General features: G+C 37.4%; 17 protein-coding genes. 12 read left to right on the forward strand and 5 right to left on the reverse strand.

Annotation, left to right across the window (positions count from 1 at the left end):
- Nucleotides 1-54: 54 nt before the first annotated feature.
- Entirely contained in the window at nt 55-1731 is a 1677-nt protein-coding gene (locus GZA11_RS01645) for an SWIM zinc finger family protein (RefSeq protein WP_235924795.1), read from the reverse strand.
- Between the two features lie 147 nt (nt 1732-1878).
- Between GZA11_RS01645 and GZA11_RS01650 the strand changes: the two genes are divergently transcribed.
- Nucleotides 1879-2430, forward strand: coding sequence for a cupin domain-containing protein (locus tag GZA11_RS01650; RefSeq protein WP_163182651.1), 552 nt, complete (start codon nt 1879-1881; stop codon nt 2428-2430).
- A 49-nt stretch (nt 2431-2479) separates the two neighbouring features.
- Here GZA11_RS01650 and GZA11_RS01655 read toward each other — a convergent pair whose 3' ends face one another.
- Nucleotides 2480-2896 (reverse strand): DUF1284 domain-containing protein, encoded by a 417-nt coding sequence (locus GZA11_RS01655; protein WP_163182652.1) that lies wholly within the window; start codon nt 2894-2896, stop codon nt 2480-2482.
- A gap of 230 nt (nt 2897-3126) precedes the next feature.
- Here GZA11_RS01655 and GZA11_RS01660 point away from each other — a divergent pair, with 230 nt between their 5' ends.
- Nucleotides 3127-3306 carry a hypothetical protein gene (locus GZA11_RS01660; protein ID WP_163182653.1) on the forward strand — a complete coding sequence of 60 codons (180 nt, stop codon included), beginning with the start codon at nt 3127-3129 and terminating at the stop codon, nt 3304-3306.
- Between the two features lie 145 nt (nt 3307-3451).
- Here GZA11_RS01660 and GZA11_RS01665 read toward each other — a convergent pair whose 3' ends face one another.
- The gene (locus GZA11_RS01665; protein WP_163182654.1) at nt 3452-4519 is read right to left on the reverse strand and encodes a C40 family peptidase; all 1068 of its coding nucleotides are present in this window, start codon (nt 4517-4519) and stop codon (nt 3452-3454) included.
- A gap of 320 nt (nt 4520-4839) precedes the next feature.
- Nucleotides 4840-5787, reverse strand: coding sequence for a polyisoprenyl-teichoic acid--peptidoglycan teichoic acid transferase TagU (gene tagU, locus GZA11_RS01670; RefSeq protein WP_407938523.1), 948 nt, complete (start codon nt 5785-5787; stop codon nt 4840-4842).
- Nucleotides 5788-6031: 244 nt separating this feature from the next.
- Between tagU and GZA11_RS01675 the strand changes: the two genes are divergently transcribed.
- Nucleotides 6032-6187, forward strand: coding sequence for a hypothetical protein (locus tag GZA11_RS01675; protein WP_158332811.1), 156 nt, complete (start codon nt 6032-6034; stop codon nt 6185-6187).
- A 96-nt stretch (nt 6188-6283) separates the two neighbouring features.
- Here the strand turns inward: GZA11_RS01675 and GZA11_RS01680 are convergent, their stop codons facing one another.
- Nucleotides 6284-7057: an SGNH/GDSL hydrolase family protein gene (locus tag GZA11_RS01680; RefSeq protein WP_163182656.1), complete on the reverse strand. Its 774-nt coding sequence runs from the start codon at nt 7055-7057 to the stop codon at nt 6284-6286.
- A gap of 320 nt (nt 7058-7377) precedes the next feature.
- Here GZA11_RS01680 and GZA11_RS01685 point away from each other — a divergent pair, with 320 nt between their 5' ends.
- The 9 genes from GZA11_RS01685 to GZA11_RS01725 all read left to right on the forward strand — a co-directional run bounded on the left by GZA11_RS01685 (nt 7378) and on the right by GZA11_RS01725 (nt 15805).
- Nucleotides 7378-8127: a YveK family protein gene (locus tag GZA11_RS01685; protein ID WP_163182657.1), complete on the forward strand. Its 750-nt coding sequence runs from the start codon at nt 7378-7380 to the stop codon at nt 8125-8127.
- The gene (locus GZA11_RS01690) at nt 8117-8818 is read left to right on the forward strand and encodes a CpsD/CapB family tyrosine-protein kinase (protein WP_407938520.1); all 702 of its coding nucleotides are present in this window, start codon (nt 8117-8119) and stop codon (nt 8816-8818) included. The genes GZA11_RS01685 and GZA11_RS01690 overlap by 11 nt, the downstream gene beginning before the upstream one ends.
- A 32-nt stretch (nt 8819-8850) precedes the next feature.
- Nucleotides 8851-9612 (forward strand): tyrosine-protein phosphatase, encoded by a 762-nt coding sequence (locus GZA11_RS01695; protein ID WP_163182658.1) that lies wholly within the window; start codon nt 8851-8853, stop codon nt 9610-9612.
- A gap of 438 nt (nt 9613-10050) precedes the next feature.
- Nucleotides 10051-10944, forward strand: a complete 894-nt coding sequence (gene galU / locus GZA11_RS01700) for a UTP--glucose-1-phosphate uridylyltransferase GalU (RefSeq protein WP_163182659.1) — start codon at nt 10051-10053, stop codon at nt 10942-10944.
- 43 nt (nt 10945-10987) lie between these two features.
- Nucleotides 10988-11641 carry a sugar transferase gene (locus GZA11_RS01705; protein WP_268926745.1) on the forward strand — a complete coding sequence of 218 codons (654 nt, stop codon included), beginning with the start codon at nt 10988-10990 and terminating at the stop codon, nt 11639-11641.
- A gap of 21 nt (nt 11642-11662) precedes the next feature.
- Nucleotides 11663-12604: a GDP-L-fucose synthase gene (gene fcl / locus GZA11_RS01710; RefSeq protein WP_163182727.1), complete on the forward strand. Its 942-nt coding sequence runs from the start codon at nt 11663-11665 to the stop codon at nt 12602-12604.
- 19 nt (nt 12605-12623) lie between these two features.
- Nucleotides 12624-13703, forward strand: coding sequence for a GDP-mannose 4,6-dehydratase (gene gmd / locus GZA11_RS01715; protein WP_163182661.1), 1080 nt, complete (start codon nt 12624-12626; stop codon nt 13701-13703).
- Between the two features lie 253 nt (nt 13704-13956).
- Nucleotides 13957-15228 (forward strand): glycosyltransferase family 4 protein, encoded by a 1272-nt coding sequence (locus GZA11_RS01720; protein ID WP_163182728.1) that lies wholly within the window; start codon nt 13957-13959, stop codon nt 15226-15228.
- Nucleotides 15229-15232: 4 nt separating this feature from the next.
- A complete protein-coding gene (locus tag GZA11_RS01725; RefSeq protein WP_163182662.1) occupies nt 15233-15805 on the forward strand; it encodes an acyltransferase in 573 nt (190 codons plus the stop codon).
- Nucleotides 15806-15809 lie beyond the last annotated feature (4 nt).

The raw sequence follows: 15809 nt of genomic DNA on the forward strand, positions 1-15809 counted from the left end.
GAACTTCTTACGTTATCCTCCGAACCGATACGCTTGATCAGCAAAGCCTGTAACCTAAATCAGTTTGCTTCGTTGGCATTCTTCTTGGAAGGCGCGCAGTCGTTTGGTTCGATCAAGTAATTGGGTGAGGAAGTATTCCCATTCTTCCATTTGTTTTAGTTTTTTGTAAAGGGTTCGGAGTTTTTTCAGGTGGCGAACGGCCATGCGATAGCTGCCACGGTTTTTCTGATCGATTTCGCGTTGGGCTGCTTGATGGAGCATTCCGAGTAGCAGTTCAGGTCGCTCTTTCTCGAGCAGTTTTACTCGGTCTTTACCTAGATCATCAAATCCTAACCCGACCAAGGCGTACAGCTCGGCCCAGCGGTCCCAATCACCACGCTCCAACAATAAATGCTCATAATCCGCAAAACTGTACGGCAGCATTACTAGCAATGCCCGCTCAAACAAATCGACCCGGCCATTTTCCGAACAAAAGGGCGTAATGGCCCGCAGTGCTTTCCGGATAAAGACGGAACTACTATGATACGAACCGAGCCAATCGGTATATTTTCTTAGTTGTTGTAAAAATAGATCGATCAATGGTTCTACCCGACGCCACATTCTGGCTGCTGAAAAATCTTCAATCCACAACAACATATAAGGCGTGATGAATTCCTCTGGAACACTATTTACCAGTTCCAGTGCTTGTTCATCATTCCCAAGTAAGAAAAATAAATGAATCCTCGTGACTAAATAGGGGACAGGATTCTCTCCGTCCTCGAGCTGCTTCAGATGCTCGCCAATTCTCTTTGCTTCTTCTTGCCGCCACTCTTTTTTTCGAAAAAGTTCCGTCCACAATAGGCGGTGCATATAGATTCGTTCGTGTTCCAATCCTTTTTTCGTGCAGGTAAGCAGTTCAAATACCTCATCTTTTAAATGTCCGATGAATTCATCAAAGGAAAAGGGAAGGGTTTGTACTCCCATTTTTCCAACAATTTCTTCGACATCTCCTAGCAAATTTTCAAAAGAGTGATGGTAAGCTCGCCGTACGGTCTGTTCATCAAACCCCAGTTCATCGCTCAGGACAGCGAGTTTTCGGAACGATACCACTGCGGCCACTAGTTCATAAACGAGACGCCACTCTTTTTCGACCGGAGCACTTGCCCTAATCCGTTTCAAGTAAATCTCGAACAATTCTGGAATGATAAAGGGGTTTGTATATTTCTTTCCCCCGACCAGTGTATTAAAGCTTACTTCAAATGATTGGACCCAACGGCTGTAGTCCGGCTTTAACGCACCCTCTGATTTGACCAAATCTTTTGCCGTCTTTAGTCCCCAGGCGGTCGCTAAGTTCGTTTGGTGCATGTTCTTCCTTAGTGGCTCGCGCCATTCCGATACCCAGTCCGCCACACTATCTTTATGAGCATAGGCGCTAAAAAAAACGGCCATTTGATGGCGGCACAGCCCTTCACTAGGACAGGAGCATTTACTTTGCTTTAAAAATTTCGGATTTAGGTGCACTTTGGCTGGTGTTACATCTTGTACAGTGGCGCGAAATTCTCCTTGTTCCACACGAAGCTGTGTCACAAGTCCTTGGCGATATAGCATGAGCCCTTTTTGTACAAGTTTGACATCTTCAGGCAAATACGGACTTAATTTATTTCTTATCTCATCAGAAAGTTCCAGTATCTGTTCGATCACAGGCATCGACCCCATTACATCAAAAAATCCATATTCCTTTATTATATCCAAAAAATCCAGATTCGAGGAGAGGGGTGACTCAATAGCCAAAAAATAAAAATGAGGATCAGAGGAACATGATAGAATCTTGCCATCCCGTTCCTTTTTTCCCTTCGAATGCATAAGATAAGATGGAAAATCTAGGAGGGAGTTGAAAAAATGTACGATGCCCGTTCAAATCCTTACTTTCATCCATATTACCGAATGGCACCCCATCCCTATGGAAATCAGCACCTATATTGGACATCACCTCATCAACCCTACCGAGTGAGTCTATTGCATCCGACCATAAATGAAAGGAAAGACTTTGGACCAGAACCATTTGTGGTTAACATTAATCAGGCTGCAAAGCAAAACGAAACGTTTCGAACCGCATTATGGACAGGAAAGCACTTGCAGGTAACGTTAATGAGCTTACAGGTAGGGGAAGATATTGGATTAGAAATTCATCCGAATTTAGATCAGTTTTTACGTATTGAACAAGGTCAAGGAATTGTTCGAATGGGGCAACAACAAGACCAATTAACATTTGAAAGGCAAGTTTCAGATGATTCGGCCATCATGATTCCTGCTGATACATGGCACAATGTCATAAATACAGGAACGATTCCCTTGAAAATCTATTCGATCTATGCCCCGCCACAGCATCCGAAAGGCACGGTTCACAAAACGAAAGCAGAGGCTATGGCTGCCGAAGAACAGCATGCTTAAGATTCAATGAAAATAAAAAAGGAGCGGCAGTCCGCTCCCCAATCTTTTGCTATTTCACTTCCCGTAGTCCTTTTCCTTCAATGATCTCTTGCATTCCTTCTTCACACACTCCATAGGCGCGCCAGGAACAGGATTCGCAGATGGTTGCAAGATCAGAAGGGACTGCGTGTTTACGGATCTGTGATTCAATTTCTGACCAACTCAAGATTTGACCGATTTCAAGCCCGAGTTTCTTCAATATAATAGCATCTTTTTCATATATATTTTTGTTTTCACAATGATAATCGCCAGAGTTAGGGTACTTCTCACACAATTGATCCGGTCCATTTACGAGCTGAATGAATGTGCTTGGCTCGTTTCTTAACGTTTGATGAAGAATAGTCATGTTTTTCACATATTCTTCGGAATAGCCCATTCCCCGATAGCCAAGCAGGCAAAATAGATGATGGCCTCTTAATTTTAACACCATTACTCCCCCTTAAATGTTAACTTAATTCACAAAAAGGTTAACTTATATTCATCATACCATGCTTGACGAAAAAGTGGTTTTTTCTTTGAGCTAAATTTTAAAATGAAAAATAATCCAAAATCTACAATGACTCCAAAAATTTTACAATATTCACCGGGAAAATATTTACAATAATCTATTATCATAGTAAAATATGACTAATTATGTAGATGGGGAGGATTGAACAGTTGGATCAGAAAAAAGGGAAGACAAGCCCGGCAATAGCCGATTTTGCTGAGATTTTAAAAAAGGCATACGAAAAAGGCATGAATGAAGCAGAAATAACGGTAGAGAAATTAATAGAAGAGTTAAAAGTTGATTTGAAGCAATTACTAGTTGGAGATTCCCAAGCAGTGGTTAAGCTGTGATAGTTTTTCTTTATGGTCCAAGATGGCTTCCCTCCGCCTTAACTAATATCATATTGGCAAAAAAATAGATTTCCATATAGTGAACGGCACCATAATGGTTTCTACCAATTGCGGTGCCGTTTTAGTTTTTAGGCGTTTTTTCAGATTAATAGAATCGCTTAAAACTATCAAAATGCTGTGTCCAATAAGGGTTTTTTAGATCGGAAATCGTTACTCCCTTTGAGGAGCTGGCATGGATAAATTGATTATTCCCCAGATAAATTCCCACATGCGAGATGCCTTTTTTATAGGTGTTTTCGAAAAAGACAAGGTCTCCTGGTTGAGGGGTGTTGACATAGTAGCTGCGGTCATAATAGCCAGCTGCCGAATAGCGGCCAATCTTGTAACCGGCTTGGTTGGCGGTGTAATAAATGAATCCGCTGCAGTCAAATCCTGATTTTGAATTACCACCCCAAACATAAGGCGTACCAAGGACGCTTTTTCCTACCGAAATCATTTTTTCAGCCACACTGGACCCGGTAGGAGCAGGAGTCTGTTGGGAAAGCTTTGTTTCCGTCATTGTTTTTTCTCCAGAAACCTTCAGTTTTTGTCCTACATAAACGAGATCTGATTTTAAGCTATTTAATGATTTCAAATTTGCAACGGTTGTCCCATATTGATTCGCAATCTTCCAGAGCGAATCACCACTTTTTACGGTATAGACAGTCCCTGTACCATTTTCTGTGGATGATGAAACCTGATTGGTAGAAGTATTTTTCACAGTTGTTGTTGTGGATGTTGTTGTTATCCCTGTAACTTTTAGTTTTTGTCCCACATAAATAATATCTGAAGTTAGACCATTTAGTGATTTCAAATCCTGTATCGTTGTTTTATAATCTCTGGCTAATTTCCAAAGAGAATCCCCTTTTTTAACTATATGTACAGTAACGGAATTGCTCGTATTCCCTGTATTTTGTTGCGTTGATCCGCTTGTTGTAGGTGCCGTGGTGGTATTACCTGGTGCAGATACCTTCAGCACTTGCCCAGGATAGATTAAGGTCCCTGAAAGATTGTTCCATTTCTGCAGTTCAGTTACTGTCACATTGTAACGATTAGCAATTTTAATAAGGGCATCCCCTTTTACCACCTTATATGTACTGGCATTGGCCGTTCCAGCGTAGGCCATTGAAATGAGTGCCGTTGTCGATAAAGCACGAATAATGGTTTTCTTCATCTAATAAAATCACCTCTTTTTATTTTTTTATTCTATAAATTTTACCATAGTTTCCTAGAATTCGGGTGGGTTTCTAAAAAATTTGTGGAAATTGTGGTAGAAAACAGGAAAAAAGTCATTTAAATTTTCAAGATAGAATATTAAGAATGACCGAAATGGATTTTGTCATTGGTTGGGGGATTAGAAGAGTTACGAATCATATGGCAACTGTTCAAAAATTGGTTTTACCTTCCATGAGGGCTGTTCGCCCAATAATTAAAAATAAAGATTGTAACAAAAGGCACCCGGTTACCGGATACCTTTTAATGGAGTATATATCATTAGTTGCTCGCTTGCAATTTTAATTCCAATTGGGCTTTTAATTCATTTTGAATTCGTTGTTTTTCTTCCGCAGAAACGATTCCATAATAAATGCCATTAATTTTTGTTCCTTGTTCTTTGATTTCCATTTGTTCAACATTTTGACTGGCCTGTTTATAATTCTTTTGGATATCGACCATTTCGTCAAAAGTTAGGTTTGTCTTGACATTTTTGCCAAGGGCGCTAAAAATGCTCGAATAGTTCGTTAACGTGGATAGGCTAGCTCCTTCGTTAATAACCGCCTGGATAATTTGACGTTGTCTTGTTTGGCGTCCAAAGTCTCCGCGAGGGTCCTCTTTTCTCATTCTCGCAAAGGCTAATGCTTCTTCACCATTCAAGTTGATTTCCCCTTTAGCAAAATGGAAGCCATCATAACTAAAGTCTAAATCATTTCGAACGGTAACACCACCGACAGCATCGACAATATCTTTAAAGCCTTCCATATTCACTTGAATATAATAATCGATCGGAATATCAAGGAAGTTTTCTACAGTATCAATCGCCATTGGAACTCCGCCAAATGCATAAGCATGGTTGATTTTATCTTGTTTTCCTTTTCCGACAATTTCCGTGCGAGTATCACGTGGAATGCTGAGCATTTTAACGGAATTATTGTTTGGATTGACCGTCAAGACGATGATCGTATCCGAACGACCGCGATCATTGCCGCGCTGGTCCACCCCTAGCATTAACACAGAAAATGGGTCTTTTTTACTAACTTCGATAGGAGTTTCACGTTTTTCTGATTGCTTTCGATCAATCGGCTGATGCATGGTATTCACAGCAGTTTTAAATGATTTATATACAGAATATCCATAAACTCCTGCTCCAATAATTAGAACAAGAAAAAGGATACCAGTGATCTTTAGCCATTTTCTATTTTTTCTTCTTTCTGACCGCAAACAAATACACCTCCAAAATATTTACAAATTTCGCATACCAAAAATAGATTATCAAAATTATAGGAAAAAAGATAGAATAAAATAGTGGAATTTTGTTAATTCCTTATTTCGAATCGTTATGAAGGGATAACCTCTTTTAAAAGAAATCTACAAAATTCACAAATGTTTTACAATTTCAGCCAACTTATTTACTTCTCCGAACTTCCTCTAGTAAGATGACGCTAAATACGTTGGATGGAGGATTGAATCGTTGAATCATAAACAAGAGAGAACCAATCAAGCAAATGACGAGTTTACTAAGATTGTGAAAAAGGCGTATGAAAAGGGAGTTAACGAAACGGAAATGACCGTTGAGAAATTATTGGAAGATTTAAAGACAGATCTAAAGCAAATAGTTATTAGTTAATGGCTGTCGAAGGAGAACTTCGGCAGTTTTTTAATAGAGTAAACAAAAAGGGATGTCCCTAATAGTGATACGTTTGGGACACCCTTTGTCAGTAGATTATTTACTGATGAGAAATTGAATTAAATAGTCACTCCAAACTTGAGCCCCTTTTTCATTCGGAGCACTTTGGTCTGGGGTCAAATAGTTTTTCAACTCTTCTGTCGCTGGGTCTGGCCAGGCGGTCCAGTGATCTAGGTATGGAATTTGATGGGTTTCGGCATATTTCTTCAGCTCTTCCACCTGACGGGGATAGATTTTCGCGTTGTATAATGGGTAGGATGGCTGGAGAATCATTGTTGATTCAGGCTTTGCGACTTTCACAGTATCTATGATGGTTGCTAAATCCATTAATGTATTCTCGATTAACACTTCCCCATTGTTTTCTAAAATGAACGGTTCAAGAATATACAAATCAGCTGCTTCAGCACGAATCTCATCTTGTTTCTTATTGTTAATAAATTGGGTGGAAGTCATATCAAAGGTTTTTAATTGAACGTCTATATGATCCCCATAAGTTTCCTTAAGTTTCTGCTTTACAAGTGCGTAAGCCCCCTCAGTATCTGAGCCAATGGCTGGGGAACCAACAAATAATATTTTAAATGGTTTGTTATTTTTCAAAGATTGTTTAAATCGTTCCACAGCTTCCGCTGGCCAGTTCTTCGTAAGTTTAAGCAACTCAGCGCTTGAATGTTTTTGTTTGTTAAATTCCTTTTTAGCTGATGTCGGTGTATCAGAGGAAAGAGCCTTGTTTTGTTGATTCCAGTGGGTTTGACCAAAGAAGATTAATAGAATAAGAAAAATACCTAATAAAACGGTAAGAAACTTCTGCATATTGTAATTAACCCCCAATAAATATATACAAGTTATTCTATGATAGCATTATAGCAGAAAATTTTTCCTAAATAGGCAGTTTTCGACAAAAATTATAAGTTTTAATAGGCGTAGAGTTCTATAAACAAATAGGAAAAAGGATAGAAAATTAGGAATTTTAACCCCGACGACAAGATTCGACAAGATTCTGTAATTCTTTATGGTAAACTAGGAAAGGTTACCCAGAAAAATTTCAAAATCCTACAGATTTTAGTCATTTTTTACAATTTTCATGGTATAATTAGTCACGGTTTTTTATAGAAGATACAGGGAGGATCAGAATGGAAGAAACGATCAGTTTAAAAGAATTGTTTGAAATATTAAAGAAGCGTCTTTCGTTAATCATAAGCCTAACTTTAATGGCTGCTTTAGTGAGTGGAATAGTGAGTTATTTTTTCCTTACGCCGATCTATCAAGCTTCGACACAGATTCTTGTCAACCAAGCAAAAGATGAACAAGCGATGTACAATCCAGGCCAGGTTCAAACCAACCTTCAATTAATCAATACATACAATGTCATTATTAAAAGCCCAGCGATTTTAGATATAGTCGTAAAAGAACTTGATTTAGATATGACTGCTTCCCAATTAAATGAAATGATTACTGTCGGCAGTGAAAAGGACTCCCAAGTAGTCAATCTATCGGTACAGGACCCGAATCCTAAGAAAGCAGCTTTAATTGCGAATAAAACCGCAGAAATTTTTCAAAATGAAATTGTCAAAATTATGAATGTGGATAATGTCAGCATCTTGGCGAAAGCGGAGGTTAGCGAGAATCCATCTCCTATTAAACCAAAACCATTATTAAATATCGCAATTGCCTTAGTTGTAGGACTGATGGCAGGAGTAGGTCTTGCCTTTTTACTAGAGTATTTGGATAATACGGTGAAAAATGAACAAGAAATTGAAAACTTAATAGGGGTACCGGTACTCGGTGTGATAGCCGAAATGGATAATTCGGATGTGATAAGCAGCAAATCAAAAAGAACAGAACGTCAGGCGAAATTAAGAGGTGAGACCGTTGGTTCGTAAAAATAAGAAGAAACTCGTTCAAAATCATAAACGTTCACTCGTAACGATGTTCAATCCGAAATCACCGGTTTCTGAGCAATTTCGTACAATTAGAACCAATATTCAATTTTCCTCGATTGATCAGGAAGTGAGAACATTAATGGTCACTTCCCCTGGTCCTGCGGAAGGAAAATCAACGATTGCTGTTAATATGGCTGTTGTCTTTGCTCAACAAGGTAGACGTGTCTTGTTAGTCGATGCGGACATGAGGAAACCGATTATGCATTATACGTTTAATCAGTTAAATACCTATGGATTAACAAGTGTCCTTACAAGGGAGATGACATTGGTTAAAGCGGTGAAGGAAACGAATGAGAAAGACTTATTTGTCCTCACTAGTGGTCCGGTCCCACCAAATCCGGCTGAACTACTAAGTTCGATGGCGATGGAACGATTCTTCCGAGAGGCGGAAGAACAATTTGATATGATCGTGTTTGATACGCCCCCATTAATGGCCGTCACCGATGCGCAAATCTTGGCGAATAAATGTGATGGGACAATTCTTGTTGTTTCTAGTGGAAAAACCGATAAGGATCAATTAGTAAAAGCAAAAGACCTATTGGACTCTGTACAAAGTAAGTTATTAGGCGTTGTTTTAAACAATAAAAAATTGAAAAACACAAATTACTACTATTATTACGGTGCAAAATAAAACAATGTATGAATGAAAAGGGAGTGGACGTAGTGATTGATATCCATTGTCATATCTTGCCTGGCATCGATGACGGCGCCAATAGGATGGAAGATAGTTTATTAATGGCAAAGGAAGCGGCCAAGGAAGGGATTCGTACGATCATCGCCACTCCTCATTTGAATTCACAATATGACAATCGTAAACCACTGATCATAGAAAAAGTGGAGGAATTGAATCAAGCCCTACGGCAAGCAAATATTGAAGTGAACATTCTTCCTGGACAAGAACCAAGGATTTATGGTGAGATTTTAGAAGATTACGAGAAGGGTGACATTCAAACATTAAATAGCACTCCATACCTATTTATCGAGCTACCATCAAGCCATGTGCCAAGGTATACAGAAAAGCTACTGTTTGATATTCAAGTAAAGGGGCTTATCCCGATCATTGTTCATCCCGAAAGAAATGCTGAATTAATTGAACGCCCAGAAATGTTGTATCGATTCGTAGAAAAAGGAGCATTAACCCAGGTGACTGCATCCAGTTTGTGCGGTTACTTTGGGAAAAAGATTAAAAACTTTTCTATTCAATTAATTGAGGCAAATCTCACTCACTTCTTAGCTTCCGATGCCCATAATATTAGGAATCGTACGTTCAAAATGGAAGAGGCAATGGATCTGGTAGAATCCGAGTTTGGTATAGATTACATTTATCTCTTTCAAGAAAATGCAGAATATTTGATTGAGGGGAAAAATATTATTTATGAAATGCCAACTCCCATTAAAAAGAAAAAGAAATTTCTGTTCTTTTAAGGGGTTTTTTTGTTCTTGTTATAAGTCTTTTGGATGATAGATACTAGTCACAAAATAAAGAATATGTATGTTGTGATTGGGATCATTATCATTAGATATAAGTTTATTAAGATTAAGAAAGACCTATTCTTTTCATCTACTGTTTATTGTTGGAGATAGATCAATTAATTTTTTCAGGTAACAAGCCTGAACGGGGAGGCTACCCTGTCCGTTATCCATGGGGGCACTCGGTCATGCTGTGGGTCTTACGTAGGGAGGACCTTAGACGCGAGTCGTCGAGGGCATGATGTGAGGGTGGGTTAGATGCCCAATTTTAATAACGAATAAAACAATAAATATCTAATGAAAGTTCAAGTATGAAAACACTTGCATTTCCGTTAGATATTTATTTTTTTGTCTATTTTTTTTAGAAAAACGAAAGAATGGGAGGAGAAACGATTGAAAAAAGTTAGAAAAGCCATTATCCCAGCAGCTGGGCTAGGAACAAGGTTTTTACCAGCAACAAAAGCAATGCCAAAAGAAATGCTTCCGATTGTTGATAAACCTACTATTCAGTACATAGTTGAAGAAGCGGTTGCTTCTGGAATTGAGGACATTATTATCGTAACAGGTAAAGGAAAACGGGCCATTGAGGACCATTTTGATATGGCAGCAGAGCTTGAACGAAATTTAATTGAAAAAGAAAAATATGACATCTTGGAAAAGGTTCAATATTCTTCGAATCTGGCAGATATTCATTATATCCGACAAAAAGAGCCAAAAGGACTTGGACATGCAGTTTGGTGTGCCCGCAACTTTATTGGGAATGAACCATTTGCTGTTTTATTAGGGGATGACATTGTTCAAAGTGAAATACCATGTTTAAAACAGCTTATTAATCAATATGAAGAGACACTTTCATCTGTTATTGGTGTACAGCAGGTTCCTGATTCTGAAACACATCGTTACGGGATTATTGAACCGCATTCTCAAGAAGGAAGAAGATATCAAGTTAGTAATTTTGTAGAAAAACCAAAGATGGGCACTGCCCCGTCAAACTTGGCTATTATGGGGCGTTATGTATTAACACCAGAAATCTTCATGTTCCTAGATCGCCAAGAAACAGGGGCAGGTGGAGAAATCCAGTTAACCGATGCCATCCAAAAGCTCAATCAAATACAAAGAGTGTTTGCTTATGATTTTGAAGGTAAGCGATATGATGTAGGAGAAAAATTTGGATTTGTTAAGACAACAATTGAATTTGCAATACAGCATCAAGACCTCCATGATGAGATGCTAGAATACCTGAAAAATTTAGTATCTACATATGAGAAAGAGAAAGTAATGTTGTAGATAGAGGAAGGGGTCAAGGTTGGATAATCTAACAAATAGTGATATAAATTATTTTGATAAAAATACTACAATTATTAAAATAAATGATAGCAAATTTTATTTGTTATCAAAAAGAATTATCGATATATTCGGTGCAGCATGCGGAATCATTCTATTAAGCTTCCTATTTATTATTATCGGTATTTTAATTAAGATCGAAGACCCCAAAGGGAAAATCTTCTTCTCGCAAAAGCGCGTAGGATTAAATGGTAGAGTATTTAAAATGTATAAATTCCGCTCTATGGTATCCAATGCAGAGGAAAAGTTAGAAGAGCTTTTAAAGTATAATGAAGTTTCTGGGGCAATGTTTAAAATGAAAGATGATCCCCGAATTACAAAAGTGGGAAAGTTTATTAGAAAAACAAGTATTGATGAATTGCCACAACTTTTCAATGTGTTAAAAGGGGATATGAGTTTAGTAGGACCTCGTCCACCCCTGCCTCGAGAAGTAGCTGAATACACTGATTATGATAAACAACGATTATTGGTTACACCCGGCTGTACAGGTTTATGGCAAGTAAGTGCTAGAAATAGTGTTGGCTTTGCGGAAATGGTCGAACTGGATCTTCAATATATCCAAAACCGTTCTTTTCTATTTGATATGAAAATTATTTGCAAAACGTTTTTTGTTTTATTTGGGTCGAAAAACGCATTTTAGAAATGAGGTACAAAATTTATGATGAACAAAGACTCGAAAATATATGTGGCTGGACACCGTGGACTAGTAGGATCAGCTATTGTGAGAAAATTAGAGGAAAAAGGATACACGAATGTAGTATTTCGTACAAGTAAGGAATTAGACCTTAGAGATAAATATGCGGTAGACAATTTTTTTGCTGAAGAAAAGCCTGAATTTGTATTTCTTGCTGCTGCAAAGGTTGGCGGTATTGTAGCGAACAATGAATATCCAGCTGATTTTATACGTGATAACTTATTAATTCAAACAAATATCATTGATGCAGCCTACTGTACCAATGTAAAAAAACTGCTATTCCTAGGCAGTACATGCATATATCCAAAAATGGCTCCACAGCCATTAAAAGAAGAGTATTTATTAACTGGTGAGCTAGAACCAACTAATGAACCTTATGCGATTGCAAAAATTGCTGGTATTAAAATGTGTCAGTCCTATAATCGACAATATGGGACGCAGTATATTTCGGTTATGCCGACAAATTTATATGGTCCAAATGACAATTTCGATTTGCATACATCACATGTATTACCGGCATTAATTCGAAAGTTTCATGAAGCAAAAGAAAATAAAGCACCCTTTGTTGAAGTGTGGGGAACGGGTACACCAAGACGTGAGTTCTTATACTCGGATGATTTAGCTGATGCGTGTATTTACTTAATGAACAATTATTCAGGTAATGAAATTGTGAATATAGGTGTTGGAGAAGATATTGCCATCAAGGATTTAGCAAAAAAAATTAAAGCAGTTGTTGGATATACAGGTGAGATTCAATTTGATACAACCAAACCAGACGGAACACCGAGAAAACTAGTCGATGTAACCAAATTAAATTCATTAGGTTGGAAAGCAAAAATTTCTTTGGATGAAGGCTTAAAGAAAGCCTATCAATGGTATTTGGAAAACGAACTGAGAAAAGTAAACTAACACATACTTGGAGGACAAAATGAAAAAAGCATTAATTACAGGTGTAACAGGACAAGACGGATCATATTTAGCAGAATTTTTACTAGAAAAAGGGTATGAAGTCCATGGTATCATCCGTCGCAGCTCTTCCTATAACCAAGAGCGTTTAGAAGATATTTTAACAGAAGAAGAAGCGAATGCCTTAATTAATAATAAAAACTTTCACCTACATTATGGAGATGTAACAGATGCATTAAATATTACGAAAATAATAGGTGATATTCAGCCGGACGAAATTTACAATCTTGCAGCCCAATCGCATGTTCGTGTTTCTTTTGACATGCCTGGCTACACATTGGATGTCGATGCAAAAGGTACATTAAATATATTAGAAGCAGTAAGAATTTTGGGATTAACTAAAAAAACTCGTGTATACCAAGCTTCAACATCTGAATTGTTCGGCAAGGTCCAAGAAGTTCCACAAAAGGAAACAACACCTTTTTATCCACGTTCTCCATATGGTGTTGCAAAAATTTATGGATATTGGATTACGAAGAACTATCGAGAATCTTACAATATGTTTGCAGTTAATGGGATTTTGTTCAACCACGAATCAGAGCGTAGAGGCGAAACATTTGTTACCCGTAAAATTACTCTTGCAGCTGCACGTATCGCCCAAGGTAAACAAAAGGTATTAAAGTTAGGAAACTTAGATGCTTTACGTGATTGGGGTTACGCAAAAGATTATGTTGAATGTATGTGGATGATTCTTCAACATGAGAAACCTGAAGACTTTGTCATCGCAACTGGTGAAATGCATTCTGTACGTGAATTTGTTGAATTGGCCTTTAAACATGTTGGTATTGAAATTGAGTGGACAGGACAAGGTATTGAAGAGAAAGGTATTAATAAATTAAATGGAGAAGTAATTGTTGAAGTAGACCCTAAATTCTTCCGTCCTGCAGAAGTGGATCAACTATTGGGGGATCCAACCAAGGCTAAAACGTTATTAGGTTGGAATCCGACAAAAACTTCATTCGGAGAATTAGTCCGGATTATGGTTGAAGCGGATATGAAGAAGGTTGCAAAGGAAGATAAGGTCAAAAAGATGTTTGATTAATTCAAACTAAATAACCAATTTTGAAGTTGTTTAACAAATAATAACTATTCTAATTGATATATGCATATAGAATTACCCTCCTTTTATTTTGTTTATTATGTCGTTTTTATTAAACAAGATTTGGAGGAGTTTTTTTAAAAAAGTTCATATCTTAAATAATAGAAGTTTGGATTTATAAAATTAGTCTTTATTAAAGGTGATAACTTAATAATATTTGCATTTAGATATTTATTCTAAGAAACGGAGTTTGGGTATGACAAATATTGTACCAAATGTAAAGAAAAAATTACTGATATATGCCCACTATTATCATCCTGATGTAGCATCCACCGGCCAAATTCTAAAAGAGCTAGCGGAAGGAATGCGTCATGAATTTGATATAACAGTAATTTGTGTTGTTCCTTCCTATACTGGAATTGTTCCTGCTGAGTACAAAACAAAAAAGTTTTATAAGGAAGAAATCAACGGTGTAAAAATAGTACGAATCCGTGTACCGGAATTTACCAAAAGCAACAAAATGAGCAGAATTAAAAATATACTTTCCTACTTCTTTGGTGCTTTAGTTACAACATTTAAGGTCGGTAAGATAGATTATGTGTTTTCCATTTCTCAACCTCCTATACTTGGAGGTCTGATTGGTGTTTGGGGAAAAATGATAAAGAACGCAAAATATATCTATAATATTCAGGACTTTAATCCAGAGCAGATCATGGCTGTTGGTTACAGTAAAAATCAACTTATTTTGAAAGCTATGATGATGTTTGATAAATTTAGTTGTAAATGTGCAGACAAGGTAATTGTTGTTGGTCGTGATATGATTGAAACGCTGAAAGGCAGATTCAAAGATAAGAAGATACCGAAGCATGTGTTCATAAATAATTGGATTGATGAGAATAAAATTTACCCACTTGAGTCTGACAATGAGAAGGTTTTAGCATTTAAGAAAAGATATGGATTAAATGATAAGTTTGTCATCATGTATTCAGGGAACATTGGCCTATATTATGATTTGGAAAATTTAATGAAGGTAATTAAAAAATTCAAAGATAAGGAAGAAGTTGTATTCGCTTTTGTTGGTGAGGGATCTGTTCGTGACAAACTTATCTTGTATAAGGAAAATAATAAGTTAGATAACGTGGTTTTTATTCCATATCAGGAAAAAGCAGATCTGCTCTACAGTCTTAATGCTGGAGATATTCATTGGGTGGTAAATGCGAAAGGCATTCGTGGTGTTTCTGTTCCAAGCAAGCTATATGGTGTAATGGCAGCAGGAAAACCAGTGTTAGGGGTACTGGAGAAAGGATCTGAAGCAAGGCTAATTATAGAAGAAACAGGGTGCGGATATGTGACAGAGCCCGGAGATTATGAGGGGATTGAAGAGATTATTAAACGTATTCTTTATTTAAGAAGCGATTCCGCTTTGGTTGATATGGGGCGAAAAGGAAGAGAGTATCTGGTTGAGAATCTGACTAAAGACGTATCTATAAAGAAGTATGTAAAAGAAATTGAGAGCTGCGGGAGGTAATTAAATGAATAGTAATTGGTTTAAGATCTTCCTGCGTTTAAATAAGGTCCGTTATGGCAAGGGACTAATATTAAAGGGTTTGCCGGTTATTTTCAGCAAGTCTGGTAATAATTTATCCATTGGCGATAATGTAGTTATCAAATCATCTTTTTTGTCAAATCTGGTCGGTATTTATCAGAGAACTATTATTGTGACACGGACTAAAGATGCAGAAATCCGTATTGGAAATAATGTGGGGATTTCAGGTGCTACTATTTATGCACGAAAAAGAATCACAATTGGTGATAACACACTGATTGGCGGAAATACGAAAATTATTGATAATGATTTCCATCCAGTTGATCCAGAAATTAGGAGGAAAACACCAAATGAAAAAATGGGAATTCGGCCAATTGAAATTGGTGAGAATGTGTTCATAGGTTGTAACTGTTTGATTTTAAAAGGAACCAAAATTGGTGACAATGCAGTTATTGGTGCCGGCAGCATAGTTAGTGGTGAGATTCCGGCAAATTGTGTAGCTGCTGGGAATCCTGCTAGAGTGGTCCGGTATCTAAATACAAATATAGAGAAGGAATAATTCA

Source organism: Neobacillus sedimentimangrovi, from assembly GCF_010614825.1.
Classification (GTDB): Bacteria; Bacillota; Bacilli; order Bacillales; family Cytobacillaceae; genus Neobacillus; species Neobacillus thermocopriae.